This is a genomic window from Microcoleus sp. Pol11C2 (assembly GCF_036701505.1).
Taxonomy (GTDB): domain Bacteria; phylum Cyanobacteriota; class Cyanobacteriia; order Cyanobacteriales; family Microcoleaceae; genus Microcoleus.
The window spans coordinates 33,260-57,410 of sequence record NZ_JAUBQX010000018.1 but is presented as its reverse complement, the minus strand read 5'-3'; the positions used below and the strand labels follow the sequence as shown (position 1 = coordinate 57,410).

The following is a 24,151-nucleotide window of genomic DNA, read 5'->3' as shown; positions in this document are numbered from 1 at the left end:
AATTTTTGCAACAATCTGTAACATTTGTTGACTTTGGGGAAGGAAGAGGGGAGAGGGAACTTATGCAGAAAGAAGGCTCGTTCCCCGGAAGCGGGCAGGAACGCCGCTCGGCGAGGCTCTGCCTCGTCAAACAGGAGGCAAACGGCTCCCGCCAAGCATTCCCAGGCAAAGCTGGGAGAACGAGCTTAAGAGCCGGGGAACGAGCTTACAAATTACCAACCCAGGGCCGAATAAAACTCGCTGCCGGCCACTTGAGCTCCTGCTGCTTCTGATGTTGCATCCGAGTCTGGTTGCACCCGAATTTCGGTACAAAAAGTCGATGTGCTGAAACCGCCAAAGCGCTTTACCGTACTCGTCCGCATCCGCACGTTCGGATTAGCGAACCAAAAACGCTCGATCGAACTCATCGTCTCGTATTCCGTAATCAGCAGCAGCCCATCCTCATCATCCATCTCAAAACGGCCAGCCACCGGCACAATTTCCGCATAGCCCCGTTCGCGCAACATCAAGCCCTGCCGGGGATTTTCAGGATCGGGGACGATCGCGAACACCGTAGACCCTTTATGATTCTCATCATCCTTATCCCACGCCATCGAGCCGTGCCAAGTCACAAAAGCGCCCCCAGCAGCCCGGCTCGGATCGACTTCGTGCATCTTGCAAATCTCCGCCACTCGCGCGTCATCTGCACCCAGCGCCGTTACCTGAATATTTGAATCCCCAATCTCCGCTTGGCGGAAAGCGAGGTGGTGAGTGCTGCGCTGCGATCGCCACTCCCCAGCACTGCTTTGAAAAAACTCCATTGCATCCATACAAACTATCTCCTTTGGCTTATGCTTCCCGGTCTTGACGCCTTTTTATGATAGAGCTCCCCCCACTTAGATGTACTTTTGCTACACAAATTAGTCTCAAAATGTGTACTTTGGACATATTGTCAAGTGAATGTTATGATAGTTTACAATGTAGGAGACACAACAAATCCTGCGAAACGTCATTCCGATCAATTTCGCATCAATCTCAGCAAACTGGAGGAGCGATTTATGGATATGCCTACAACCAGCCTCAGCATGGAACAGCAGTTCAAACTTCAAGTGCTGCGCGAAGAAGTCAAAAGGTTAAGCCAAGACCAAGCTCAGGAATACTTGCTCGAAGTTATGCGGCAAAACATGGTAAAAGAAAACCTGTTCAAGCATTGGATGAAGAATATGTGAAATCTTCGAGCATTTCTTCACAAAAATCAGCGGCTTGTATCTGCAAAAAGTACGATCGAGCTTTTAATCATAAAATCCAGAATCCCGCTTTCTCCAAGAAAGCGGGATTCTCAATTCAGAAAAGTTTTACGCGGTTTTTTTTGTTGCTACCAAACTCAGCAAATTAAATGTTTTTACTCTCTTAAAGAGGGACGATAGTTTGTGTAGCGACAGGTTTCAACCTGTCGGGGACTCAACCAAAACGGCCACTCACATAATCTAAAGTAGACTCTTCCTTCGGACTTTGGAAAATTACCTCAGTCTTATCACACTCCACAAGATAGCCAAACCGCTTCCCATCGTCAGAAAGTTTAGCATTGAAAAAAGCAGTCAGGTCAGAAACCCGAGAAGCTTGCTGCATATTGTGAGTAACGATCACAATCGTATACTTCTCCTTGAGTTCCCGCATCAACTCCTCAATCTTAATCGTAGAAATCGGGTCAAGAGAAGCGCAAGGTTCATCCATTAACACTACATCAGGATTAATCGCGATTGCCCTAGCAATACACAAACGCTGCTGCTGGCCACCCGAAAGAGAAAAACCGCTTTGCTTCAACTTATCCTTCACCTCATCCCACAAATAAGCTTGGCTGAGCGATTTTTCCACCAGCTCATCCATATCTCCCTTATAATTGTTTACCCTCGCACCGTAAGCAATATTGTCATAAATCGATTTCGGAAAAGGATTCGGCTTTTGAAACACCATCCCAATCTTGCGGCGCACCGCCACAGCATCAATATCAGAATCGTAAAGATTTTGACCGTGGTAATCAATCCTACCTTCTAAACGAAAACCGCTAACTAAATCGTTGAGGCGGTTAAAACATCGCAGAATTGTACTTTTACCGCAGCCAGACGGCCCAATCAAGGCAGTAATGCGATTTTTAGGAATCTCCATTGAAACATTTTTAACCGCGTGAAAAGCGCCGTAAAAAATATTGATATTTTCTGTCCGTAAAACTGTTTCCGTTTGCTTGTCTAAATCCATCATCATACAGGTAAGTATCCAATCGAATTTTACAAATGACCCATTACAACTCACCAATTACAACTGACAAATGACCAATAAAAACTGTCAACTGTCAACTGTCAACTGTCAACTGATTAATAAACTTTTTGGCGAGTAGCCCAGCGAGAAAGAATACTCGTCAGCAAAACCATAATCACCAAAATCAAAGATGCCGCCCAAGCCAATTCTTTCTGTGCCTTAAAAGGAACCGTTGCAAAGTTGTACACCAAAACCGAAAGACTCGGAGTTGGCTTATCAAATCCTGCCGGCCAAAAAGGCGAATTCAGCGCCGTAAAAATCAAAGGAGCAGTTTCTCCAGCAGCGCGAGCAATTGCCAGCGTCACGCCCGTTAAAATAGCTGGAATGGCGGCAGGCAAAACCACCTGCAACACCGTCTGATAATTAGAAGCACCCACACCAACCGACGCCCATCTAATATCTTGCGGGACGATTTGTAGAGCTTCGTCAGTAGTCCGCACAATCGTGGGCAACATCAGCACAGCCAACGCCGCACCCCCTGCAATTGCCGAAAAACCTCCCATATTTACCACGAACAAACCGTAGGCAAATACCCCGGCAATAATCGAAGGAACGCCGCTGAGGACATTAGTAGCAAAGCGTACCCAGCGAGCTACTTGGCCGCTGCTGAACTCCGACAAATAAACTGCTGCCAATACACCAAAAGGAACAGCAATTAAAGAAGCAATTCCCACCGTCATCAATGTACCGAGAATTGCATTAGCAATACCGCCTCCCGATAGTCCGGGCGGCGGTGGCAGCTTGGTAAACAAGTCTAAATTCAGGCGATTGAAACCTTGTACGGTGACATAGGAAAGAACTGCAAACAAAGGCAGGAGAGTGATGGCCAGACTAGCTCCAGCCAGTACAGTCATCCCCAGACCAAACAGCGCTTGCGGGCTGTTTTTAACCTTCTTTAAACTGCCTGTTTTCGATACCAAAGGATTCTCATCGGAGACGCTATTTGACATAAACTAAAAATATGTAGGAAATGGCGGCAAACTTCTAGTTGTACTTCGCTCTTACTTGAGAGACAATCCACTCTGCCAAAATATTAACAATCAGTGTCATAATAAACAGAATTAGCCCAGTGTACATCAGAGCTGCTACTTGCAACCCGGAGGCTTCCGCAAACTGATTTGCCATCAGAGAAGCAATAGTATTTGCCGGAGCTAGCACAGAAAGACTTAACTGATTGGAATTACCAATTAACAGAGTTGCAGCCATTGTTTCTCCCATGGCGCGACCGAGCCCAAGCATAATTCCGCCGACAATGCCGGAAAAAGCTGCCGGTACGAGCACTCTAAAAATTGTAGTCCAGCGAGTAGCTCCTAAACCTAGAGATGCTTGCCGCAATTCGGGCGGGAGACTTGCCAAAGAGTCGCGGGAGATAGCAGTAATAATGGGCAAAGTCATGATTCCCAAAATTACTCCGGCTGGTAACATTCCCGGCCCAACTGGCGAGGTGCTAAAAATCGGCAGCCATCCGAAAGTGCCGTTGAGAAACTTGCCGAGAGTGGTAATCATGGGAATCAATACAGCAATTCCCCACAAACCGTAGACTACGCTGGGAATGGCGGCTAAAAGTTCTACTAAAAAAACTAAAGCTGTACGCACTGGTAGCGGCAGAAAGTCCTCGCTCAAGAAAATGGCAGTCCCTACTCCTAATGGTACTGCAATTAGGAGCGCGATCGCCGAACTGACGATCGTCCCGTAAATCATCGGCAGCGCACCGTACTCTTCTTTAACCGGATTCCAGCTACTGCCAAACAGAAAGCCCAAACCGTACTGTTGAATCGCCGGTAAAGCCCGATAAGCAACGGTGAGCGCGATTACCAGCAAAATTACACCAACTCCTATGCCCAAAATCCGCGTGAGCCAGATAAAGCCTTGATCTAAGGACTTTTCTGCCCCAGAGCGCGATCGGCTCTGTGATTGAGCGCTGTTATTATCTGAAATCATAGAAAAAAAAACCAAATATATAGTAGCCGAAAATAGCCTGTTTCGGAAAAAGCTAGAACGAAGCAGAAAGAAAGACCATAAATAAAATCAAAGAGGGGCGGGTTTATTAATTCCGTGACTTTTCAACAAGTATTTCTGGTCAAACCCACCCCTACACAGATGCACCGATTGTTACATAGAAGAGGGGCGGATTTATTAATCCCCTGACTTTTTAACAAATATTTCTGGTAAAACCCGCCCCACAGAAATATCTCTCTTCGTTCTTCCTGATTTTTACCCGCACGCGCAATGCCGAAGGGCTTTTTTCCCTCTGACAACGGACCACAGTCAACAGTCAACAATTACTATTTGGCAACCTCAATCTTGTAATCTGGGCTGATGCCGTCCGCGGCCGCTGCTACTTTTTCTTTAACGCTTTGGGGCAGAGGAACGTAGCCCAATTCGGAACTAACTTTTTGACCTTCAGTTAAGCCGTATTCAACCATTGCCTCGATGGTTTTGGCTTTGTTGGGGTCAGTAACTGTTTTGGGGACGAGCATCCAAGTGTAGGTGACTATTGGATAGGATTGAGCGCCTTCGGGGTCTTCGATAAATGCTCGCAGGTTTTCCGGCATCGGCACAGTTGCTAAAGCTTGAGAAGCTGATTCGTCGGTAGGTGCGACAAAGCTGCCTGCTTTGTTTTCCAAAGATGCAAATTTGACATTGTTGTTTTTGGCATAGCCGTATTCTATGTAGCCGAGGCTGCCTACGGTTTGCAGAATTTGGGCTGTGACGCCTTCGTTGCCTTTTGCGCCTACGCCTACGGGCCACTGTACTGTTTTGCCGTCGCCTACTGCACTTTTCCAGTCTGGGTTGATGGCACTCAGGTGTTTGGTGAAGACGGCGGTGGTACCGCTACCGTCGGAACGGTGGACGATGGTGATGGCTTGGTCTGGCAATTTAGCGGTCGGGTTGGCGGCTGCAATTTTGGGATCGTTCCAGTTGGTAATTTTACCGGCGAAGATATCTGCGTAAACATCCCGTGGCAGTTTCAGTGGTTCGGTTAAGTCTGGCAGGTTGTAGCCGATGACGATGCTGCCGGCTGTCATGGGCAGCAAAATCACGCCTTTGTCTGCTGGAACTTTGGCGATTTCGTCGTCTTTCATGCCGGTGTCGCTGGCCCCAAAGTCTACTGTGCCTTTGGTAAATTGTTCGACTCCGGCGCCGCTGCCTACTGATTGATAGTTAATTTGTACTTTGGGGTTGATTTTGTTGAAGTCTTGAAACCAACGCTGGTACAGAGGGGCGGGGAATGAGGCGCCGGCTGCGGTGATGGCTACGTCTGAGGCTAGGGCGAGTTTGGTGTTTTCCGCTGTGCCGGTGGCTGCAACGGGGGATGCGCCGGGAGATGCTGCGGTGTCGCCGGGGCTGGGGCTGCTGCTTGTGTTTGTGCTGGGACTGGTGCAAGCTGCTAAACTGAGGGCGATCGCCATTGCGGAAATTGCAGTAGGCAGACGGTTTGGATTAATCAAGTTGAGACGAAAAAGCATAGGTATAAAAAATCTGCGATCGTTATATGGGTGTCCCGCATCAGCATAGCGCGCAAAAGTAAAGGTTAGGTTAAGAATCTTTACACTTAATCCCAATTTAATATTAATTAATATTATTAATGTTATTAATGATCTTGACAAGTGTGACTTTATAAGATATATGGCATAGAAATAGCTACGGAAACAAGCAGTCGATCGCCTGATCGCGAAAAATTCCCCATTAAATTATCACAAGATCGAGGCTTGAGAACCAGAAAACCATACAATGGTGGTTATTTTGACAGTAGTGCTAGTATTAAGAATTTAAAAGCTGCGGGCATTGAAGCTTGCATCTGACAAATACATCCTGACGAATGCTGTTTGATGATATGGCAACCGCCCTGACGGTTAGGACATTCTTAAGTGCACAAACATAAACGGTCGATTGCAACTTCGGTCTTCCTTCTTTCTTCTGCTATAATGCCTGCTCCTATTGAACTAATCTGGGCTGTTATTGGTTTGCTTCTGACGATAGGAGGCACTTTTTTGCCTGCATCTGTCACAATTCCTATTGGGTTGTGGGACGATCGAGGACTTCAGGCCTACTCTTTAGGTGTTACCTATCAAATTGGAGCCGTTTTGCTAGTAGGCTGCATGGGGGGGAAAAATGCTGCGGCTCTCTCGCAAATTGCTTATTTGGCATTAGGATTAACTTTGTGGCCAGTTTTTTCTCAAGGCGGCGGCATCGGCTATCTCAAAGAAGCGAGTTTTGGGTATTTGCTGGGTTTTGTGCCTGGTGCTTGGGTATGCGGCTGGGTGGCTTTTAAGGTGGCTTCGCGGCTGGAATCTATGGCTTTTAGCTGTTTGTGCGGTTTGTTCACTGTTCACGCGATCGGCTTAACTTATCTAATTTTTACTTACTGGCTGCCTCCGGCAAAAAAAACACCTTTATTCGATGAGATTCTTAAATATTCGGTTTATCCCCTGCCGGGACAATTGGCGGTAGTTTGTGCGATCGCAGTGCTGTCATTTACTTTGCGCCGATTGATGTTTTATTAATTGCGAAGGAAGAAGGAAGAAGGAACAGGTAACTGGTAATGGTGCAAAATAAGGTTATACTATACATTGCCAAACGGGAGATTAATCTCGCTGCGGCTGGGATTGCTTTCCTGCACTGCATTCTGCTCGCAATGACAAGTGAGATTGGAGTAAATTCTCTCATGCCCGATGCCCCATTTTCTATTGCTTAATTCATGCGTTTTAAAAGAAATCCCTGGTTTTGGATTGCTGCTGTTATCAGTTTAGTTTTAGACCACCTGACTAAGTTTTGGGTGGTACAAAATTTTGACTTGACGGTTCCTCCGCAGACGCAGCCGCTGTTACCCGGGGTGTTTCACTTCACTTATGTTGTTAATACAGGTGCCGCTTTTAGTCTGTTCAGCAATGGCGGGGCGATTTGGTTGCGCTGGCTGTCTTTGGGCGTTAGTGTGGGATTGATTGTGCTGGCTTGGTTCGGGCCGCGAATTAACCGCTGGGAACAAGCTGGCTACGGTTTGATTTTGGGGGGAGCACTGGGGAATGGGATCGATCGATTTGTTTCGGGCCATGTTGTAGATTTTATCGATTTTCGGCTCATTCGGTTCCCGGTATTTAATCTGGCGGATGTGTTTATTAATGCTGGGATTATCTGTTTGCTGATTGCAACTTTTCACAGTACACCGCCTACTCCGACTACTCCGAGAACTCAGGACGATCGCAATTCTATTTCAGAGTAACTTTGAAGAAGCAAGAAGGAAGTTCGCCAACAGATTCGCTTTCTTCGGATGTAACGGATGTAACAGCTAACTAACGATAGGGTGCGTCAGGGGGGAGATTCTTAGTCTGTGGTCGCCACATTCAACCCTGACGCACCCTACAATGACTTTGGTAATGGCTTAAAATGAGATAAGAACAGACCTATTGTTAAAACTAAATTTGCCCGTGACTCCTAATCCCTTTGCTCAAGAACGCTTACTATTTGCCCCCGCAACGCCCGATACTGATGCTATCCCCACTATTTTTGCTTTTCCCAACGAATACACCGTGGGTATTACCAGTCTCGGCTATCAGATAGTGTGGGCAACTTTGGCGGTGCGATCGGATATTGAAGTGGGCCGTTTATTTACTGATATCCGGGAACAACTTCCCCGAAATCCAGAATTACTGGGATTTTCGCTTTCTTGGGAACTAGACTATGTAAATATTCTCAATTTATTGGAATCTCTAGAAATTCCGATTTGGGCGTCAAAACGGAGTGAGAATCATCCGATAGTATTCGGCGGGGGCCCGGTTTTTACTGCTAATCCCGAACCTTTTGCCGATTTTTTTGATGTGATTTTGCTGGGAGATGGCGAACATCTCATAGACAATTTTATTGATGCTTGTAAAGAAGTCCGTAAAGCAGACAGATTAACTAAATTGCGGCATTTAGCCCAAGTTCCGGGAGTTTACGTCCCCAGTTTGTACGAAGTAACTTATCTGGAGGCGACTGAGGGGATTAAATCGATTCAGCCTGTCGATTCGGGAATTCCCAGTATGGTTGAAAAACAGACGTATCGCGGCAATACTTTATCTGCTTCCACTGTGGTGACAGAAAAAGCGGCTTGGGAAAATATTTACATGGTGGAAGTGGTTCGGAGTTGTCCAGAAATGTGCCGTTTTTGTTTGGCAAGTTATCTGACTTTGCCGTTTAGAACGGCGAGTTTGGAGGATTCGTTAATTCCGGCGATCGATCGCGGTTTAGCTGTGACTAATCGTTTAGGTTTGTTGGGTGCTTCGGTTACTCAGCACCCGGAATTTGAAGCGTTGCTGGATCATTTGAATCATCCGAAATACGACGGTGTGCGCCTGAGTCTTTCTTCGGTACGGACGAACACGGTGACAGTTAAATTGGCAGAAATATTGACAAACAGAGACAGCAAATCTGTGACAATTGCGGTGGAAAGCGGGAGCGATCGCCTCCGCAAAATCGTTAACAAAAAACTCACAAATGACGAAATTATTCAAGCTGCTATCAATGCTAAAGCTGGTGGATTAAAGGGAATTAAACTTTACGGGATGGCGGGAATTCCCGGCGAAGAGATGGAGGATTTAGAGGAAACGGTGGCGATGATGCGGGCGATTAGAAAAGCTGTTCCCGGTTTGCGGTTGACTCTGGGATGCAGCACTTTTGTCCCGAAATCTCACACTCCTTTTCAGTGGTTTGGAGTGAATAAAGATGCGGAGAAGAGGCTGAAGTTTTTAGATAAAGAATTGCGTAAGTTAGGTTTAGAATTTCGACCGGAAAGCTATAACTGGTCGGTGATTCAGGGTTTGTTGTCAAAGGGCGATCGGCGGTTGTCTCGGCTGTTGGAATTAGTGCGGCATTACGGCGATACTTTGGGCAGTTATCGGCGGGCATTTAAGGAGTTGCGGGGACAGTTGCCTGAGATGGATTTTTATGTTTTTCAAGAGTGGGAATTGGATCAGGTTTTGCCTTGGAGTCATTTAAAAGGGCCGCTACCGGAGGCGACTTTGAAGAAGCATTTGGCTGACGCGACGAGTCATTTTAGGACGAAGGATTTGCAGTTGACGACTTAGGAAATAGGGGGATGCAAAAGATTGAAACTAACGGTTGCTGTTTGTACTGATACAGAGGATAATACTGCAAATGCTGAAACGCGATCGCACTTAACTGTCTAGCCCAACGATACAATGCCTAATTTTAAATACTCGTCGCTGATTAATGCCACCGTTGAAGCCGTCTGGAACTTTCACGAAAGGCCGGACATTCTGCAACTTTTGACTCCGCCTTGGCAACCGGTGAAAATCATTCGCCGCGAAGGGGGACTCGATGTGGGTGCTGTATCGGAATTTCGCCTGTTATTGGGGCCGATTCCTGTAAAATGGGTGGCGACTCACACTGAGTGCGAACAATATCGCTTGTTTGTTGATGAACAAACTGAGGGGCCGATGGCACGTTGGACTCATCGACACGAGTTTACCTCAGAAAATGGCAAGACTAGATTGACAGATGCGATCACCTTTTCGATACCGGGCGGCCCGATTGTCGATTTGCTGTTAGGTTGGTGGGTGGAAATGCGGTTAACAGATATGTTTCGCTACCGCCACGAAGTCACAAAAAGAGAGTGCGAGAAAGATGCAAACAACGGCTGAATATTACTGTGCTTTCTGCGGCGAACCGAGTACAACTTTTGTTGATATCAGCGGTGGTATGGAACAATCTTATATCGAAGATTGTCAGGTTTGCTGTCGCCCGAATGTTCTCTATGTCAGAATAGATGAAGATACCCTGGATATTGAAATAGATACTGACTATCAAGAATAAGTGACTATCAAAATGTATGAATTGCCTGTGATACAGACTTGGTAGAATTCATAAATCTTGAAGCTGCTGCTTCTACGAAAGCCTGAAAAATTCGAGAGTTAAACGAACAGTTGGGCGACATTTCCGGGTGCCATTGAATTGCTATCATCCAAGGGTGAGAGCAGTGTTCCATTGCTTCTACCAAAGTGTCAGGTGCATTGGCTACTATTTGCCAATCGGATGTTACCTTCCGCACTGCTTGATGATGCCAGGAAACAACTGTTGTTGAAGTTTTTCCCATAATTTTTGCTAGCCGACTGGTTGGCTCAATTTCAATGGTATGCTCGATCGCGCGCGGGGGAATTCCCGATCCGTGATTAACCTCGTCTCCGTAAGCATCCGGTACGTGAATCACCAAACTGCCGCCGCTGGCTACGTTCAACATTTGCATTCCCCGGCAAATCCCCAACACAGGTATGTCAGCCTTCAAAGCTAGCTTTGCTAAGTTTAATTCAAAATTGTCGCGTTCTGCATTAACTGAGTAAACTGTGCGATCGACATAACCGCCATAAAGTTCTGGGTTGATATCTCCGCCCCCGGAAAAAATCAAACCATCTACTGCATCCAAAATACTAGCCGGATCTAATTGATTGGGTGGCAGTAAAATCGGAATGCCACCAGCCGCCTGAACTGCATCAATATAAGTTCCATTTAAGCGATATTCGCCGGCTGGACAGCGGTTGTATGTTGTGATGCCAACAATAGGAAATTTTTTCATTTGCTAGAGACTGGGAGATAATTTTTTACATTAATACTCAGATTTGGCACTATTTGTAATCAGTGTTTCATGGGCGGGCTAGGAGCAACGGCCCACAATAAAACTTACTTACTTATTGTGAAACAGGCAAGATGCCTGTTTCTTGTCTGATTAGTTGTGATTGATTCCTACATTAAACTGAAAATTCCCTGCACTGCTGTCTAATTTGTAACAGTTTTAGTATTAGTTTCGGGCAGCGGTTTGCGCGTGCACAGATAAGCCAACGGCCCAAACAGCGGCACTAATGTTACTGCCCAAAATGCTGTAGAGTTCTGCATTCCTCGGCGCGCCATATCGTCTCCTAATAAGGCAGGAAATAACAGGCAAAGCATACAAAAATCTAAACTCATTACATGGATAAAGCGGCTATTATGCCACTGTTCAATAAAATCAGACCAATCGCCTTTTGTCAAGCCAAAGGCAACTAAACCAACCGCAGCTAATGTTAAGAAAATTCCAGTAAAACGGGAGTCTAATATCTTTAAAAAGATATTTTTATGATCGGGAAATCCGGGATTCGCTTCGCGCAGGGCTAAATAAGGCAGCAAGGCAAAGGCGCCGACGCCAAAGGATAAAGTGGCAAATAACCATGCAGGTATTTTCTGCCCCCTGCCGTCAGCAAATAAGACGCAACTGTAGATGAGTGGCCAGACTCCCATGATGTTGAATAAAGCTACAATTAAAGGGTTGATATCTGCTATTTTCCCTGTGGAAAGATCAGTAATTAGTGTGATAGTGTCTGGGCTATTGGGTGGTGCAAATACAAAGGCGTAGGTGCTAAATGCAATCCAAAGCAGCCCAAATCCAATTTTTCTGAACATAGTTAGTTTTTCTTACTTCTGATATTACTATAGCAACGATCAATAATTTTTTAAAGATACTTTTTTTCTTAACCACAGAGGGCGCAGAGGACACAGAGTAAGAGAAGATTAGAGCGGAAGGTATGGTTATTTGGTATCGGCTGTTTTTGGCAGATTGCTAAATTTTTGCATAAACTTGCGATCGATCCAATCTTTCCAGTACCACAGCAGCGCCGATTCCCACATGAAAGATCCGCGAGAGGCGAGCGCCCTTTTATTCCCAGTACCAATTAACCCTAAGTAGTGTTTCTGCGGTGCAAAGGGTTTCAGCGGTTTTTCCAATAAAAACTGCTGCAAATTTTCAAACAGCGGTTTGCCCTGACGCACGGCAAACACGCCTGCTTTGGGACGGGGATAATTAACCATCGCAGCGATATCTCCAGCCGCAAATACGTTGGGGTGAGAGACTGATTGCAGGCAATCGTTGACTTGGATAAAGCCGTTTGAATCGGCTGCTAAACCGGATTCTCTGATCCAATGGGCTGCCGATGCTTGTGTAACCCAAAAAATCCGATCGCACTCTAATTCTAAACCTGATTTACAGGAAATTTGGTAATCGGTAGGGAATTGAAGAGTGGTTTCCCTCTCAATCTTTTTTACAGCACAGACTTTTTCCTTTAAATGCAATTGAATGCCGCGACTGATGAGAATTTCTTGAAGGCGGCGACGCACCCGCTGATTGTGTCCCTGCATCAATTCAGCACCGCTGTGAAACAAATGTATTTCTGATGATAAGTTTTCTAAATTTTCTTCCCTCTTCCTTCTTCCCTCTTCCTTCTTCCCTCTTCCTTCTTCCTTCTTCCCTCTTCCTTCTTCCTTCTCCAATCGAGATTGCATATTTAATGCTAATTCTACGCCGCCTGCACCGCCACCTACAATCGCTATCCGCAGCGGTTTTTGGGGATAGTTTTGCCTTTCGGAAATTAACTGATTCCAGCTAGCTAAAAACTCCGGTACGGGTTTAGCTGCAATTGCATATTCTGCGGCACCCGGTACAGATAAACTCGCAGGAGTGCTGCCGATATCCACAGAAAGCACATCAAAATTAACCGGAGGGCGAGTTTGACAAATAACTAAATTTTTGTTAAGGTCGATCGCGATCGCCCGATCGATTAATATTTGACACCCGGCAAATTCAGCGAGCGATCGCAAATCGATGTGACATTCATCATAATTGTAAAACCCGGCAACGTGCCCCGGCAGCATCCCCGAATAAGGCGCGTGCAGCACGTCGCTAATCAGAGTTAAACGCACTCCCGGCAGCGGTTTGATGCCGAACATTTTTAATACAATAGCATGACTGTGACCGCCACCAATTAAGACTAAATCTTTCACAATTACAGATGTTCGATCGAAATGTTCCAGCACCGATATTGTACAGCACTCGCACTCCGGCAGGCCGCACTATCCGGTAAGGATAGCTGGCAGTGCGTAATCAATGATTTCCCAGCAGTTAGACAGAATGCTGTCACTTACCCTCTGTCTCAGAGATTATACTTAGCTCAGTTGCGATCGCATAACATCAATCCACCCATTTCGCTTAACCTATTCCACATTCAGTGCAAATGGCTGTAGACTGTAGAGCGAGCAAATTTTATCACCAAATTATGCCGGGGTGTGTTTCAATAGCTAACTCACCATTCAAAACTATGACATTACGCATCATTCCGCGCAGTTGGCAGCGATCGATTAAAACTCTTTTCCCGCTTCTGTTTGCCCTCTCATTCATTATAGTATTGCTGGCGAACAACTTGATTCCGGCGATCGCCCAGCAACCCCGCCAGGAAATTCGCGGCGTTTGGATGACGACAAACGACAAAGACATCCTCAGAGATCGTCGCAAACTAGGAGATGCGGTCAGCCAATTAAAGCGGTTAAATTTCAACACTATTTATCCTGTAGCCTGGAATTCTGGCTATGCAATGTATCCCAGCTATGTAGCGCAGCAAAGAGACATTCAACCCTTTGTTTACAGAGGGTTAGACGGACAAGATATGCTCGCCGATTTAATCGAGCAAGCTCACCGCCAAGGCCTGTTAGTGATTCCTTGGTTTGAGTTTGGTTTCATGGCTCCTCCCACATCAGAATTAGCCACACTTCATCCCGAGTGGCTGACACAAAAACAGGACGGCAGCCAAACATCAAACGACGCCGGCGGCGAAGTAGTTTGGCTCAATCCCTTTCATCCAGAAGTCCAGCAATTCATTACCGAACTCGTACTAGAAATCACCACTCAATATAACGCAGACGGCATACAATTTGACGATCACATGAGTTTGCCTGCCGAATTTGGCTACGATGACTACACAGTTGCTTTGTATACCAAAGAAACAAAAAAAGCTCCGCCCAAAGATTTTCAAAATCCAGCATGGGTGCAGTGGCGAGCAAATAAAATTACCGCTTTTATGTCGCAGCTAAATCACGCCGTCAAAGCCGTCAAACCCAATGCAATTTTCTCAATTTCTCCCAATTACTACGATTTTGCTTACAAACATCACCTGCAAGATTGGCTGGCTTGGGTGCGTTTGGATATTGCCGACGAGCTAATCGTGCAAGTCTACCGTCCCAATCTAGAATCATTTGTGGACAAGATTAACCGTCCAGAAATGCAAGAAGCACAGCAAAAAATTCCCACCGGAGTTGGGATTATGACAGGTTTGAGAAATAACCCAGTACCGATTCAGCAAATTAAATCTCAGGTGCAAGCAGTCCAAGGATACGGCTTAGGCGTCGCTTTCTTCTACTACGAAAGCTTGTGGGAATATGCGCCAGAACCCATCGCCGCTCGACTTTCTCAATTTAGTGCTTTCTTCCCGTCTTCTGCATTCCGAACAGCACTACAAATACCCAGACGCGCGGCTATTTTCCCTCCCTCGCCACCACCAAAACCAGACCCGAAAGCTAAGCCAGAGCAACCTATTAAAAACACCGCACCTTCACCCTCGCCCACCACGTAAAAGAATTAAAGAGTCATCAGTCATTGGTAATTTTGTAGGGCGTGCAATTAGTCCGACAGTCCAACAGGGGTTTAAACCCCTGTCTCATAGCTGAAGTCGTCTTTAGACGACTTTAGCAATTCTATTAAAGCTGTTTTTGTATAGAGTTAGCGCAGAATATATGTGTAACTCTAATTTTAAAAATGGAGATTACTATTTGAGTCGGTTTTAACCGACTTATGCTATTAGACAGGGACTTGAGTCCCTGGCGGCCCGTGGCAGAATGAAACAGCTCTGCTGGGGACTAGGGGATACCGAGTTATGTTCCTATAAAATATCCGTATTACCAACAAATACCATCAAAAAAATGCCAACTAACCAAAAAATTTTACTTCCAAAAATGGGCTGTGGCACTTGGGCTTGGGGCAACAGATTTCTCTGGGGCTACAATGAAAGTATGGACGAGGAATTGCAAGCCGTTTTCAATCTTTGTGTTAGTAACGCCGTCACTTTATTCGATACCGGCGACTCTTACGGCACAGGGAAATTAAACGGACGCAGCGAACACCTTTTGGGGCAGTTTTCTCAACAATATCAAGGTGCAAACAAAGACAGTATTTGTATTGCGACCAAACTGGCTGCTTATCCTTGGAGACTGACGCGACAATCAATGATATCGGCTTGCAAAGCCTCTGCTGGGCGCCTCGGAAAAAATGTAGATTTGGTACAAATGCACTGGTCTACAGCCAATTACGCCCCTTGGCAAGAGGGGGCTCTTTTAGACGGTTTGGCTGACCTTTACGAGCAAGGATTGGTCAAAGGAGTGGGCTTGTCTAATTACGGACCGAAACGGCTGAAATGGGTGCATCGGAAATTTAGCGATCGCCAAATTCCTATTGTTACTTTACAAGTGCAATATTCGCTACTTTCTACCTATCCGGTGACAGAACTCGGATTGAAAGATGTTTGCGATGAATTGGGGATAAAATTGATTGCTTACAGTCCTCTAGCCTTGGGTTTGCTGACGGGTAAATACTCGGAAAATGGCTCTCTTCCTAAAGGTATCCGAGGTTTGGCGTGCAAGCAGCTACTTCCGGGAATGCGATCGCTTTTGGAATGTTTGCGAGAAATAGCGGCATTGAGAAACAAGACTGTTTCGCAGGTAGCAATCAACTGGTGTATCTGCAAAGAAACTATTCCGATTCCGGGGGCTAAATCTGTGGAACAGGCGAGGGATAATATTGGTGCTTTGGGCTGGGAGTTAGACTCCGGGGAGATTGCCGAATTGGATAAGGCAGCGGCGAGTGTAGATAAGAAAATGGTGCAGAATATCTTTCAAACTCGGTAATATCTGAGATGTTGTACCCTTCTCATGAACAGGCAAGATGCCTGTTTCACAAGACATGAATTTGCTTGTTCCACAAAAACTAAATTTTCTTGTGGGGTAGGCTTCTAGCCCGCCCCTTAAAGCCTGATTTACATCGCACAAAAATTTTCGACACACCGCACAAACATTTCTACACCCATCCCCAGCGCAGTTTCATCAAAATCAAAACGCGGGTGATGGTGCGGGTAAGCCAAGTTTTTCTCTGGATTTGCTGAACCTAAAAAGAAATAACAACCGGGGACTTCTTGCAAAAAGAACGACATATCCTCGCCGCCCATTGTTTGGCATTCGGGAACGATTCCTGCAGGAGTTTCGACAACTGATTCTGCCACGCCGCGCACCAATTCAGCTATTCTCGAATCATTAATAACTGGCGGATAAAGCGAACAATAATCTAATTGGTAATTTGCCCCGTGACTATGACAAATTCCGGCAATTACTTGCTCGATTCGCTTTACAAAATAACCTTGATATGCAGGATTAAAATAGCGCACCGTGCCACCGATTTGAGCGGTATCGGCAATGACGTTGTGGGTGTGGCCTGCGTGGAATTTGCCGACAGTTACTACCGCTGAGTCGATCGGGTCAATGTTCCGCGCGACGATTGCCTGCAAAGCGCTGACAATTTGGGCTGTAACTACGATCGAGTCCACAGTCTGATGTGGCATTGCGCCGTGTCCACCTTTGCCAAAAATCGTGCAGTCAAAAACTTCGACAGCCGCCATCAAAGCGCCGCTGCGGACGCCTACAGTGCCCAAAGGCAGATTGTTCCACAAATGCAAGCCGACGATCGCATCAACATCAGGATTCTTCAAAACTCCCGCTTCAATCATCGGTTTTGCGCCCCCTGGCCCTTCTTCAGCGGGCTGAAAGATAAATTTTACCTTACCCGAAAAGCTGTGTTTGTGCTTGGCAAGATAACAGACAGTACCAAGGGCGATCGCAGTGTGGCCGTCGTGGCCGCAAGCGTGCATAATTCCATCATGCTGTGATCGGTAATCCACCTCATTTTCTTCTTGAATGGGCAAAGCATCCATATCCGCCCGAATTGCCAAAACCCGCCCTGGTTTGCCGCTGTCTAGAGTTGCGACAATACCAGTTTTAGCAATATTAGTTTCATGCTCTATGCCCCATTCCTGCAACTTTTGCGAGACAAACTGCGCCGTTAAATTTTCATCAAAACTCAACTCCGGCTTTTGGTGCAAAAGGCGACGCCATTCGACTAGCTGAGGCTGCAAATTTCTAATCTCCAGCCGCAATTGAGATAAATCGACAGACGTTAAATTCGGTAAAGTAGAAACCATGTTTTATTCTCCTTTTTTTTGATTAGGTTTTAGATTTAATCACTTAATAAATGGTAATCACTAATTATAGCAGCCCAGAATAAGTTGTGAAACTCTCTCTTCTCTTTCTCTGCGCTCTCTGCGGTCTCTGCGGTTAAAATAAAATCTTCTTCAATCCTATCCCAGTTGTGCAGGAGATTTTTTTTAAATGAACCGCAGAGGGCGCAGAGTACGCAGAGGAAGAGAAGAATGAGAAAGAGAGGTGTTTAGAATAGGGTTATTTAGAAGTCTGAGCAACTAAATTAACCCCTGGCAGTAACCGCTCTAAATCTAAATCTGAAGCAATTTTAGCTAATTTAGCAAGGTCAGTCGGGTCATCTAAATGCGGCAAAATACCCAACACAGGTATTTGAGTCAGCGACTGGATCAAATCAACGGGCGCTAGATCGGCAATTTCTTCTTCCGAATAAGCTTTAACGCAATTGAGCACAATTCCTCTCAGCTTAAAACCAGTGTGTCTGGCGAGAGCAACATTCGCTACAGCTTGCCCGATCGCCCCCAACCTCACAGGTACTACCAAAACCCCCCTCAGCCGCCAATCCCTGGCAATATCGGCCACCGTCAGTTCCCACGTTACAGGCGATCCCAGCCCTCCCAAAGATTCCACCAACACAAAATCCTTGCGCTCGGAGAGGCTTTGCCAAGCCGTCCAGACCTTTTCGAGTTCGATACGTCTCCCCTCCCGTTGCGCAGCAATCGGCGGTGCTAGAGGCGCATCAAAGTGCAGCGGATTGAGTTCTTCGGGGGATTGGTCGAGGGAAAACAAACGGGTGTAGAGTTCGCGATCGCCCGTTCCTGTTTGCAACAGCTTCATAATTCCCAAACTGCGATCGGGAAAATACATTTGCCAATAAGCAGCCAGAGCGCTGGTCAAAACAGTTTTGCCCGCGTCGGTATCAGTTCCAGCAATTAGCAGCGAGTTCATTGGCAAAAAGCTAACAAATAATTGGCCTCAACCTCAGTCTAGGGGAATTTTGCCAGAAGTTTAGAGTTCCGGCGATGGTGCGGGTGTTGGTGCTGGTTCCGGTGACGGCGCGGGTTCCGGTTCCGGTTCCGGCGACGGTGCAGGAGTTGGGGCCGGTTCCGGTGACGGTGCGGGTGTTGGGGCCGGTTCCGGCGATGGTGCGGGTGTTGGGGCAGGTTCCGGCGACGGTGCAGGAGTTGGCGCGGGTGTTGGTGCTGGTGCTGGCGACGGCGCGGGCGTCGGTTTGGGTGCGGGAGTTGGTGCGGGCGTCGGTTTGGGCGTCGGTTTGGGCGCGGGAGTCGGCGCGGGTGTCGGTTTTGGTGTCGGAGTTGGCGCTGGGCTTGGTTCTGGGCTCGGTTCCGGCAAAGGTTCTGGGCTTGGTTCCGGCAAAGGTTCTGGGTCCGGTTCCGGCAAAGGTTCTGGGCTCGGTTCCGGCAAAGGTTCTGGGCTCGGTTCCGGCAAAGGTTCTGGGCTTGGTTCCGGCAAAGGTTGCGGGGTTGGGGTTGGCAAAGGTTGCGGGGTTGGGGTTGGCAAAGGTAGCGGGTTTGGTATCGGAGTTAGTGTCGGCGTCGGACTTGTAAGTGCTGGCGGTGTCGGAGTGGGTTTGGGGCGCGAATTGTTGAGAAATGAGCCTACTAAAGCCCAGGAACCGAAGCCCGTCAAGATTACTAAGCCCGCCAGCAGACCGATCGCAGCGATGGGATTGTCCCAAAAAGTGTCGCCAGCAGGTTCACTTAACGGGTCTGGCTGGTTTGGCGGGGGGGAACTCGGGGCGGCTGGCTCGGGCGGTCTGCCCACGGCCACCGTTGCTATTAGCGAAGGGTTTGTCGGCACCACTGCTGGCGGTGCGGGCGGTGCGGGCGGTACAGTTGGCTGGCTAGGCTTAGGATTAGTTTGGGCGTCGAGTGCTTGGGCAACTTCGCTGACAGATTGATATCGATCGCCTGGAGACCGGCTCAACATCCGATTCAGCACCAAAGCCAAACCCGTGCTCACCTGCGCTTGCTGCTGCCAATTCCACTGCAGCGTTGTTTGATCGAGCAATTCCTGCGGTTCTTTGCCTGTCAGCAGGACGATCGCCGTTACAGCTAAAGCGTAGAGGTCGCTGCTGGCAGTTGCCCGCCCGCTGTGCAACTGTTCCATCGGCGCGTAGCCGATTTTACCGACAGTTGTCGCGTGGGCTGTTCCTTCGGGAGACTGGACTTTGGTGGCGAGTTCCTTCACCACTCCAAAGTCAATCAGCACCGGCATTTGGTCGTTTTCCCTGCGGATGATATTTTCTGGGGAGATGTCGCGGTGGATGATGCCGCGGGCGTGGATGTGAGCCAGTACCGGTAGCATTTGCCGGATAAATACCAAGACTTCGGCTTCCGTGAAGGCGCGACCCTTTGAAGTTCGATCGAGCAGCAGTTCGCGGTAAGTCATCCCTTCCACGTAATCCTGCACTAAAAACAAACGCTGGTTCTCTTCAAATATTGCCCGAAACTGGGGAATTTGCGGGTGCCCAATTTGGTAAAGTATTGCCGCCTCTCTTTGAAACAATTCCTTCGATTTTTCCAAAACGTAAGGCCCGCTTTGCACTGGGATCAATTCCTTGAGGGCGCAGCGTTCTTGAAACCGTCCCAAATCTTCTACTAAATAAGTCCGGCCAAATCCTCCTTGACCTAAAATATTCACCAAGCGGTAGCGGTTTTGTAGGAGAGTTCCAATAGCAATAGGTGGCTGCATAAGTTTAAGTAAAAACTGTTAAAAAATAGACGATCGCTCACAGACTTAGTAATGCTATGTCTTTAATGCTCTTGAGCATACTTCACTATCTGTAGTCCCCAGTCCCGACCAAAGTTAGTATTTTACATTTTTTTGACATTCTTGGACGCCCGGATGCTCAGAAACCGGGTTTTTTCACGAAAATACACAGCTTGCAACCCGCCAATCCGCTCGAAAACCCGGTTTCTGCGTCAATATCTCAAGGGAGAAATGCACGATTTTTCGTAGAAACCGGGTTTTTTGGCCTTAGCCCTAATAAATTGTCGCCCCTCGGCCTAAGCCATACATCTCTATAAAGCTTGAGATTATTTATGGGAGATGTCTACTGACTACTGACTACTGTCAACTGCCAACTGTCAACTGTCAACTGTCAACTGTCAACTGTTAAGCTTTGCTTTCACCATGTCTTGAATTCTGTTACCGTCTGCTTTGCCTTTAAGCTGCTGCATTGCCTTGCCCATCACCTTGCCCATATCTTTTGCAGAAGTAGCGCCAACCGAAGCAATCACTTCGTCAACGACTTGACTCACCTCTTCGTCTGACATCTGCGGCGGCAAATACTCTTCAACAATTGCCAACTCCGCCTCCTCTTGTGCCACTAAATCTTCGCGGCCACCTTTGCGGTATTGTTCGATCGAATCCCGGCGCTGTTTGGCTATTTGCATCAAAATTTCCATTTCTTGAGCTTCTGTCAGCGTCTCTTGGCCGGAGGGACGAAGGCTGACTTCTTTTTCGAGAATAAATTTCTTGATGCCGCGAACTGTTTCCAAGCGAACTTTGTCCTTGGACTTCATGGCTGCTTTGATTTCTTCGTCAATGCGTTCTCTTAAGCTCATCGATTTCTACCTTGCTTTGCCCGATATCAAAAATCTGGAGTATGCTTCCGATTCTTAACTTTTTTTACAGTATTTTTCAAGTTTATTGCCTGTTGGTGGCATTTTTATCGCATTGAACCCGGATGCCTTCGGCCTTCGGCTGAATTTTGGGCGGCTAGACTTCCAGCCTCGGCCCCAAATTGACTCACGCCAAAACTTTTAGACGCAGGGACACAAGTGCGATCGTACTTCTGCCAGTACAGAGTTCGCTACAACCCACATTCCACACCCTGGGGTGTCATACAGCATAATTACGCAGAAAACTCTATCTTTACAGTAATATATTATGCCTTAAAAAAGTTTCTTATCCGTTAATGTACGGTATTCAAGTATAATTCATAGTTTTATTGCTGGATAAAAATAAGTAAAAACCGATTGTGACCGTTAAGGGTACCGAATGTGGGGTAGAAACCGGATTTGTTGGACATATTTCTGCAAGTCCTATTCAATTCGCCTAACTTCACACTTGTGGCCGCCCCGAATGTTAAATCTCTTAAAAAATTGGCTGAATATTTCTAGTTTCAGATGGTAAGATAGCGATGGAATAAACGTCCTGCAAGAGGCCTGCTGTGATCCGTTCTGCTACTTTACCGCTTCCGCTTCCCGAGCCGCCGGTTTCCGCTCATGACCGTCTGCGGCTGTTCTCCGGTTCTGCTAATGTTCCTCTCGCCCAAGAGGTGGCTCGCTATCTGGGGATCGATTTGGGGCCGATGGTTCGCAAGCGGTTTGCTGATGGGGAACTCTACGTTCAAATTCAAGAATCAATTCGGGGTTGCGATGTTTACTTGATTCAGCCAACTTGCTGTCCGGTAAACGATCGCCTCATGGAATTGTTAATTATGATCGATGCTTGTCGCCGCGCTTCGGCCAGACAAATTACCGCCGTCATCCCCTATTACGGATATGCTAGGGCTGACCGCAAAACGGCCGGAAGAGAGTCGATTACTGCAAAATTAGTGGCTAATTTGATTACGGAAGCTGGGGCCGGTCGCATTTTGGCGATGGATTTGCACTCAGCTCAGATTCAAGGTTATTTTGACATTCCTTTCGATCACGTTTACGGTTCGCCGGTGCTTTTAGATTATCTGGCGAGCAAGCAATTGACGGATATTGTTGTGGTTTCGCCGGATGTTGGCGGAGTCGCTAGGGCGAGAGCTTTTGCCAAAAAGCTTGGTGATGCTCCCCTGGCAATTATTGACAAGCGCCGCCAAGCTCACAACGTGGCAGAAGTGATGAATCTTATCGGTGATGTCAGGGGCAAAACTGCTGTGTTGGTGGACGACATGATCGATACTGCCGGCACGATTTCTGAAGGTGCGAGATTGTTGCGCCGCGAGGGTGCGAGGCAGGTTTATGCTTGTGCTACTCATGCGGTGTTTTCGCCTCCGGCGATCGAGCGTTTGTCTAGCGGGATTTTGGAAGAGGTAATTGTTACGAATACAATTCCTGTGCCGGAAGAGAACCGTTTTAAGCAGTTGACGGTGCTTTCGGTAGCCAATTTGCTCGGAGAAACTATTTGGCGGATTCACGAAGATAGTTCTGTGAGCAGTATGTTCCGCTAGAGGGCAAAGACACTTTTTGAATGTTTGTTTTAGGGTGCGTTAACCAAGTGTAACGCACCATTTTTTTGTGAATAGTGCGCTCGTTTCCCGCAAGTAATAAGCCCAGGCTCATGCAAATTTTACTGTCAACTTCCCTTAAATTCTTGTGGAGTGGGCGTCCCGCCCGCCCGGAAAATACAATTTAGAGGTCGAACAGCTTATCAAGTTCCTCGGTAAAATAACGGTTATAACTTTGTAGTGAGGACTCAAGTCCTGATAAAAATTCGCTCGGACTTTAGTTCTCACTACGAACCAAGGTGACGATCGCCGATCGATCGCACTTGGTACCACCGGAACAAGAGATGGTAAAATTCTATCTTGTTGTTGGAAGAGGGCGAATTTTTTATATTCTAGATAAGTCTCATCACAATAAGGAGCCAATAGGTAAAAATCATGAAACATTCATTGGCACGAACAGTGGCCGCACTGGCAGGTTCAGCAATTTTAACACTTGGCGCGATCGGTTCGGCTAAAGCATTTACTTTTGACGAAACCGACATTAACCAAGACCGAGTAATTGTCATCGCCCAACCCCGCCCTTCCGGCGGCTACCAATTGCTAATTCTAGAACAAGTATCTGACAAGCGAAAATGCTGGAGCGAAAGTGGCTCTAATCCCGTGAAAGTCGATCCCTTATTAGTTAGTTTTGATTTCACCGGTATTTGTGGCCGCGCAACAGACAGCAACGGCTTTTCAATTCGCATGGCAGGCACCGATTTAGCATTAAAATACACGCTGACTTTGGAAAGTGTTGATGGCAATGTTCTACTAATTGGAACTCCCGTAGATTACCAAGGTAAATCGGTGATTATCGGTCGCACAAACGGCGATGTTAACGACTTCATGAAAATCAGTCTCGATCCTGCTTGGCGCTTGAGTAAAAGAGCTTACCAAGGCCGCACATTAGGCCACTTTTATTTCACTACCAATCAATCCGCACCGGGAGAAATTGGCAATACCGGAGGCAATACCGGAGGCAATACCGAAGCAATACCAATACCCATACCGCAGCCAATACCAATACCCATACCGCAGCCATCACCGCAGCCATTACCGCAGCCATTACCGCAGCCATTACCGCAGCCATTACCGCAATCGCCGCAGCCAATACCGCAGGAAATACCAATACCGCAGCCAATACCGCAGGAAATACCAATACCGTAGGCAATACTGGCTTTTCTACAATTCGGAGATAGCTACCGATGATATCTACGCTTCCGAAATGTAAGAAGCTGTGGACTTTGGGTTTGTAGCCCGGTTTTCTCAAAATAATACCTTTCGACCGCAACTTGCTGTTACCAGAGAGCAATTGGTATCTTTAGTATTGGAATCCTGGAAAGGAATACAAGATGCTATATCACATTTCCTAGCAATGTTTCTATCCGTCCCTATAGCGATGTTGATATTGTCGGCTGGAGTGCCTGAAAAGTTTTATTTGCGCGGGAAAACCAGATAGTTAGCGGTTATCAAGATGGAACTTTTAAACCTACGCAGTCCGTTACTCGCGCTGAA

At 47.0% G+C, this 24,151-nt stretch carries 23 protein-coding genes; 11 read left to right on the top strand and 12 right to left on the bottom strand.

Features of this window, described 5'->3' with window-relative positions; translation table 11 throughout:
* Nucleotides 1-212: 212 nt before the first annotated feature.
* Nucleotides 213-809 (bottom strand): phycobiliprotein lyase, encoded by a 597-nt coding sequence (locus tag QUA42_RS13005; protein ID WP_333137629.1) that lies wholly within the window; start codon nucleotides 807-809, stop codon nucleotides 213-215.
* Nucleotides 810-944: 135 nt separating this feature from the next.
* On the opposite strand from QUA42_RS13005, the gene QUA42_RS27755 reads away from it, so the two are divergent.
* Nucleotides 945-1,208, top strand: coding sequence for an NblA/ycf18 family protein (locus QUA42_RS27755; protein WP_445242210.1), 264 nt, complete (start codon nucleotides 945-947; stop codon nucleotides 1,206-1,208).
* 232 nt (nucleotides 1,209-1,440) lie between these two features.
* On the opposite strand, the gene pstB is transcribed toward QUA42_RS27755, so the two are convergent.
* From pstB to pstS, 4 genes are all read right to left on the bottom strand, one after another.
* Nucleotides 1,441-2,241 (bottom strand): phosphate ABC transporter ATP-binding protein PstB, encoded by an 801-nt coding sequence (gene pstB, locus QUA42_RS12995; RefSeq protein ID WP_333126303.1) that lies wholly within the window; start codon nucleotides 2,239-2,241, stop codon nucleotides 1,441-1,443.
* A 110-nt stretch (nucleotides 2,242-2,351) separates the two neighbouring features.
* Complete coding sequence (pstA, locus tag QUA42_RS12990; RefSeq protein ID WP_333137628.1) at nucleotides 2,352-3,245, bottom strand: phosphate ABC transporter permease PstA; 894 nt, start codon at nucleotides 3,243-3,245, stop codon at nucleotides 2,352-2,354.
* A gap of 34 nt (nucleotides 3,246-3,279) precedes the next feature.
* Nucleotides 3,280-4,236, bottom strand: a complete 957-nt coding sequence (gene pstC, locus QUA42_RS12985; RefSeq protein WP_333137627.1) for a phosphate ABC transporter permease subunit PstC — start codon at nucleotides 4,234-4,236, stop codon at nucleotides 3,280-3,282.
* Nucleotides 4,237-4,580: 344 nt separating this feature from the next.
* Complete coding sequence (gene pstS / locus QUA42_RS12980) at nucleotides 4,581-5,765, bottom strand: phosphate ABC transporter substrate-binding protein PstS (RefSeq protein ID WP_333137626.1); 1,185 nt, start codon at nucleotides 5,763-5,765, stop codon at nucleotides 4,581-4,583.
* 459 nt (nucleotides 5,766-6,224) lie between these two features.
* Here pstS and QUA42_RS12975 point away from each other — a divergent pair, with 459 nt between their 5' ends.
* The 6 genes from QUA42_RS12975 to QUA42_RS12950 all read left to right on the top strand — a co-directional run bounded on the left by QUA42_RS12975 (nucleotide 6,225) and on the right by QUA42_RS12950 (nucleotide 10,110).
* On the top strand, nucleotides 6,225-6,803 hold the full coding sequence (locus QUA42_RS12975) for a biotin transporter BioY (protein ID WP_333036862.1): 579 nt from the start codon (nucleotides 6,225-6,227) through the stop codon (nucleotides 6,801-6,803).
* 38 nt (nucleotides 6,804-6,841) lie between these two features.
* Complete coding sequence (locus tag QUA42_RS12970) at nucleotides 6,842-6,994, top strand: hypothetical protein (protein ID WP_333137625.1); 153 nt, start codon at nucleotides 6,842-6,844, stop codon at nucleotides 6,992-6,994.
* Nucleotides 6,995-6,997: 3 nt separating this feature from the next.
* On the top strand, nucleotides 6,998-7,519 hold the full coding sequence (gene lspA, locus QUA42_RS12965; protein WP_333137624.1) for a signal peptidase II: 522 nt from the start codon (nucleotides 6,998-7,000) through the stop codon (nucleotides 7,517-7,519).
* A 205-nt stretch (nucleotides 7,520-7,724) separates the two neighbouring features.
* Nucleotides 7,725-9,362, top strand: coding sequence for a radical SAM protein (locus QUA42_RS12960; RefSeq protein ID WP_333137623.1), 1,638 nt, complete (start codon nucleotides 7,725-7,727; stop codon nucleotides 9,360-9,362).
* A gap of 114 nt (nucleotides 9,363-9,476) precedes the next feature.
* On the top strand, nucleotides 9,477-9,938 hold the full coding sequence (locus QUA42_RS12955; protein ID WP_333137622.1) for an SRPBCC family protein: 462 nt from the start codon (nucleotides 9,477-9,479) through the stop codon (nucleotides 9,936-9,938).
* Nucleotides 9,922-10,110: a CPXCG motif-containing cysteine-rich protein gene (locus QUA42_RS12950; RefSeq protein ID WP_006635525.1), complete on the top strand. Its 189-nt coding sequence runs from the start codon at nucleotides 9,922-9,924 to the stop codon at nucleotides 10,108-10,110. The genes QUA42_RS12955 and QUA42_RS12950 overlap by 17 nt, the downstream gene beginning before the upstream one ends.
* A 7-nt stretch (nucleotides 10,111-10,117) precedes the next feature.
* On the opposite strand, the gene QUA42_RS12945 is transcribed toward QUA42_RS12950, so the two are convergent.
* The 3 genes from QUA42_RS12945 to QUA42_RS12935 all read right to left on the bottom strand — a co-directional run bounded on the left by QUA42_RS12945 (nucleotide 10,118) and on the right by QUA42_RS12935 (nucleotide 13,101).
* Nucleotides 10,118-10,867 carry a gamma-glutamyl-gamma-aminobutyrate hydrolase family protein gene (locus QUA42_RS12945; protein ID WP_333137621.1) on the bottom strand — a complete coding sequence of 250 codons (750 nt, stop codon included), beginning with the start codon at nucleotides 10,865-10,867 and terminating at the stop codon, nucleotides 10,118-10,120.
* A gap of 200 nt (nucleotides 10,868-11,067) precedes the next feature.
* Nucleotides 11,068-11,727, bottom strand: a complete 660-nt coding sequence (locus QUA42_RS12940) for a DUF2834 domain-containing protein (RefSeq protein ID WP_333137620.1) — start codon at nucleotides 11,725-11,727, stop codon at nucleotides 11,068-11,070.
* Between the two features lie 126 nt (nucleotides 11,728-11,853).
* Nucleotides 11,854-13,101, bottom strand: a complete 1,248-nt coding sequence (locus QUA42_RS12935) for an FAD-dependent oxidoreductase (RefSeq protein WP_333137619.1) — start codon at nucleotides 13,099-13,101, stop codon at nucleotides 11,854-11,856.
* Nucleotides 13,102-13,331: 230 nt separating this feature from the next.
* On the opposite strand from QUA42_RS12935, the gene QUA42_RS12930 reads away from it, so the two are divergent.
* Nucleotides 13,332-14,723, top strand: a complete 1,392-nt coding sequence (locus QUA42_RS12930) for a glycoside hydrolase family 10 protein (protein ID WP_333137618.1) — start codon at nucleotides 13,332-13,334, stop codon at nucleotides 14,721-14,723.
* Nucleotides 14,724-15,069: 346 nt separating this feature from the next.
* Complete coding sequence (locus QUA42_RS12925) at nucleotides 15,070-16,050, top strand: aldo/keto reductase (protein ID WP_333137617.1); 981 nt, start codon at nucleotides 15,070-15,072, stop codon at nucleotides 16,048-16,050.
* A 128-nt stretch (nucleotides 16,051-16,178) separates the two neighbouring features.
* On the opposite strand, the gene QUA42_RS12920 is transcribed toward QUA42_RS12925, so the two are convergent.
* The 4 genes from QUA42_RS12920 to QUA42_RS12905 all read right to left on the bottom strand — a co-directional run bounded on the left by QUA42_RS12920 (nucleotide 16,179) and on the right by QUA42_RS12905 (nucleotide 20,999).
* Entirely contained in the window at nucleotides 16,179-17,393 is a 1,215-nt protein-coding gene (locus QUA42_RS12920) for a M20 family metallopeptidase (RefSeq protein ID WP_333137616.1), read from the bottom strand.
* Between the two features lie 256 nt (nucleotides 17,394-17,649).
* Nucleotides 17,650-18,357 (bottom strand): dethiobiotin synthase, encoded by a 708-nt coding sequence (bioD, locus tag QUA42_RS12915; RefSeq protein WP_333137615.1) that lies wholly within the window; start codon nucleotides 18,355-18,357, stop codon nucleotides 17,650-17,652.
* Between the two features lie 60 nt (nucleotides 18,358-18,417).
* Nucleotides 18,418-20,124 carry a serine/threonine-protein kinase gene (locus QUA42_RS12910; protein ID WP_333137614.1) on the bottom strand — a complete coding sequence of 569 codons (1,707 nt, stop codon included), beginning with the start codon at nucleotides 20,122-20,124 and terminating at the stop codon, nucleotides 18,418-18,420.
* A 416-nt stretch (nucleotides 20,125-20,540) separates the two neighbouring features.
* A complete protein-coding gene (locus QUA42_RS12905; protein ID WP_006635515.1) occupies nucleotides 20,541-20,999 on the bottom strand; it encodes a GatB/YqeY domain-containing protein in 459 nt (152 codons plus the stop codon).
* A 608-nt stretch (nucleotides 21,000-21,607) separates the two neighbouring features.
* Between QUA42_RS12905 and QUA42_RS12900 the strand changes: the two genes are divergently transcribed.
* On the top strand, nucleotides 21,608-22,600 hold the full coding sequence (locus QUA42_RS12900; RefSeq protein WP_190734335.1) for a ribose-phosphate pyrophosphokinase: 993 nt from the start codon (nucleotides 21,608-21,610) through the stop codon (nucleotides 22,598-22,600).
* 432 nt (nucleotides 22,601-23,032) lie between these two features.
* Nucleotides 23,033-23,803, top strand: a complete 771-nt coding sequence (locus QUA42_RS12895; RefSeq protein ID WP_333137613.1) for a DUF3747 domain-containing protein — start codon at nucleotides 23,033-23,035, stop codon at nucleotides 23,801-23,803.
* The last annotated feature ends 348 nt before the right edge of the window (nucleotides 23,804-24,151 follow it).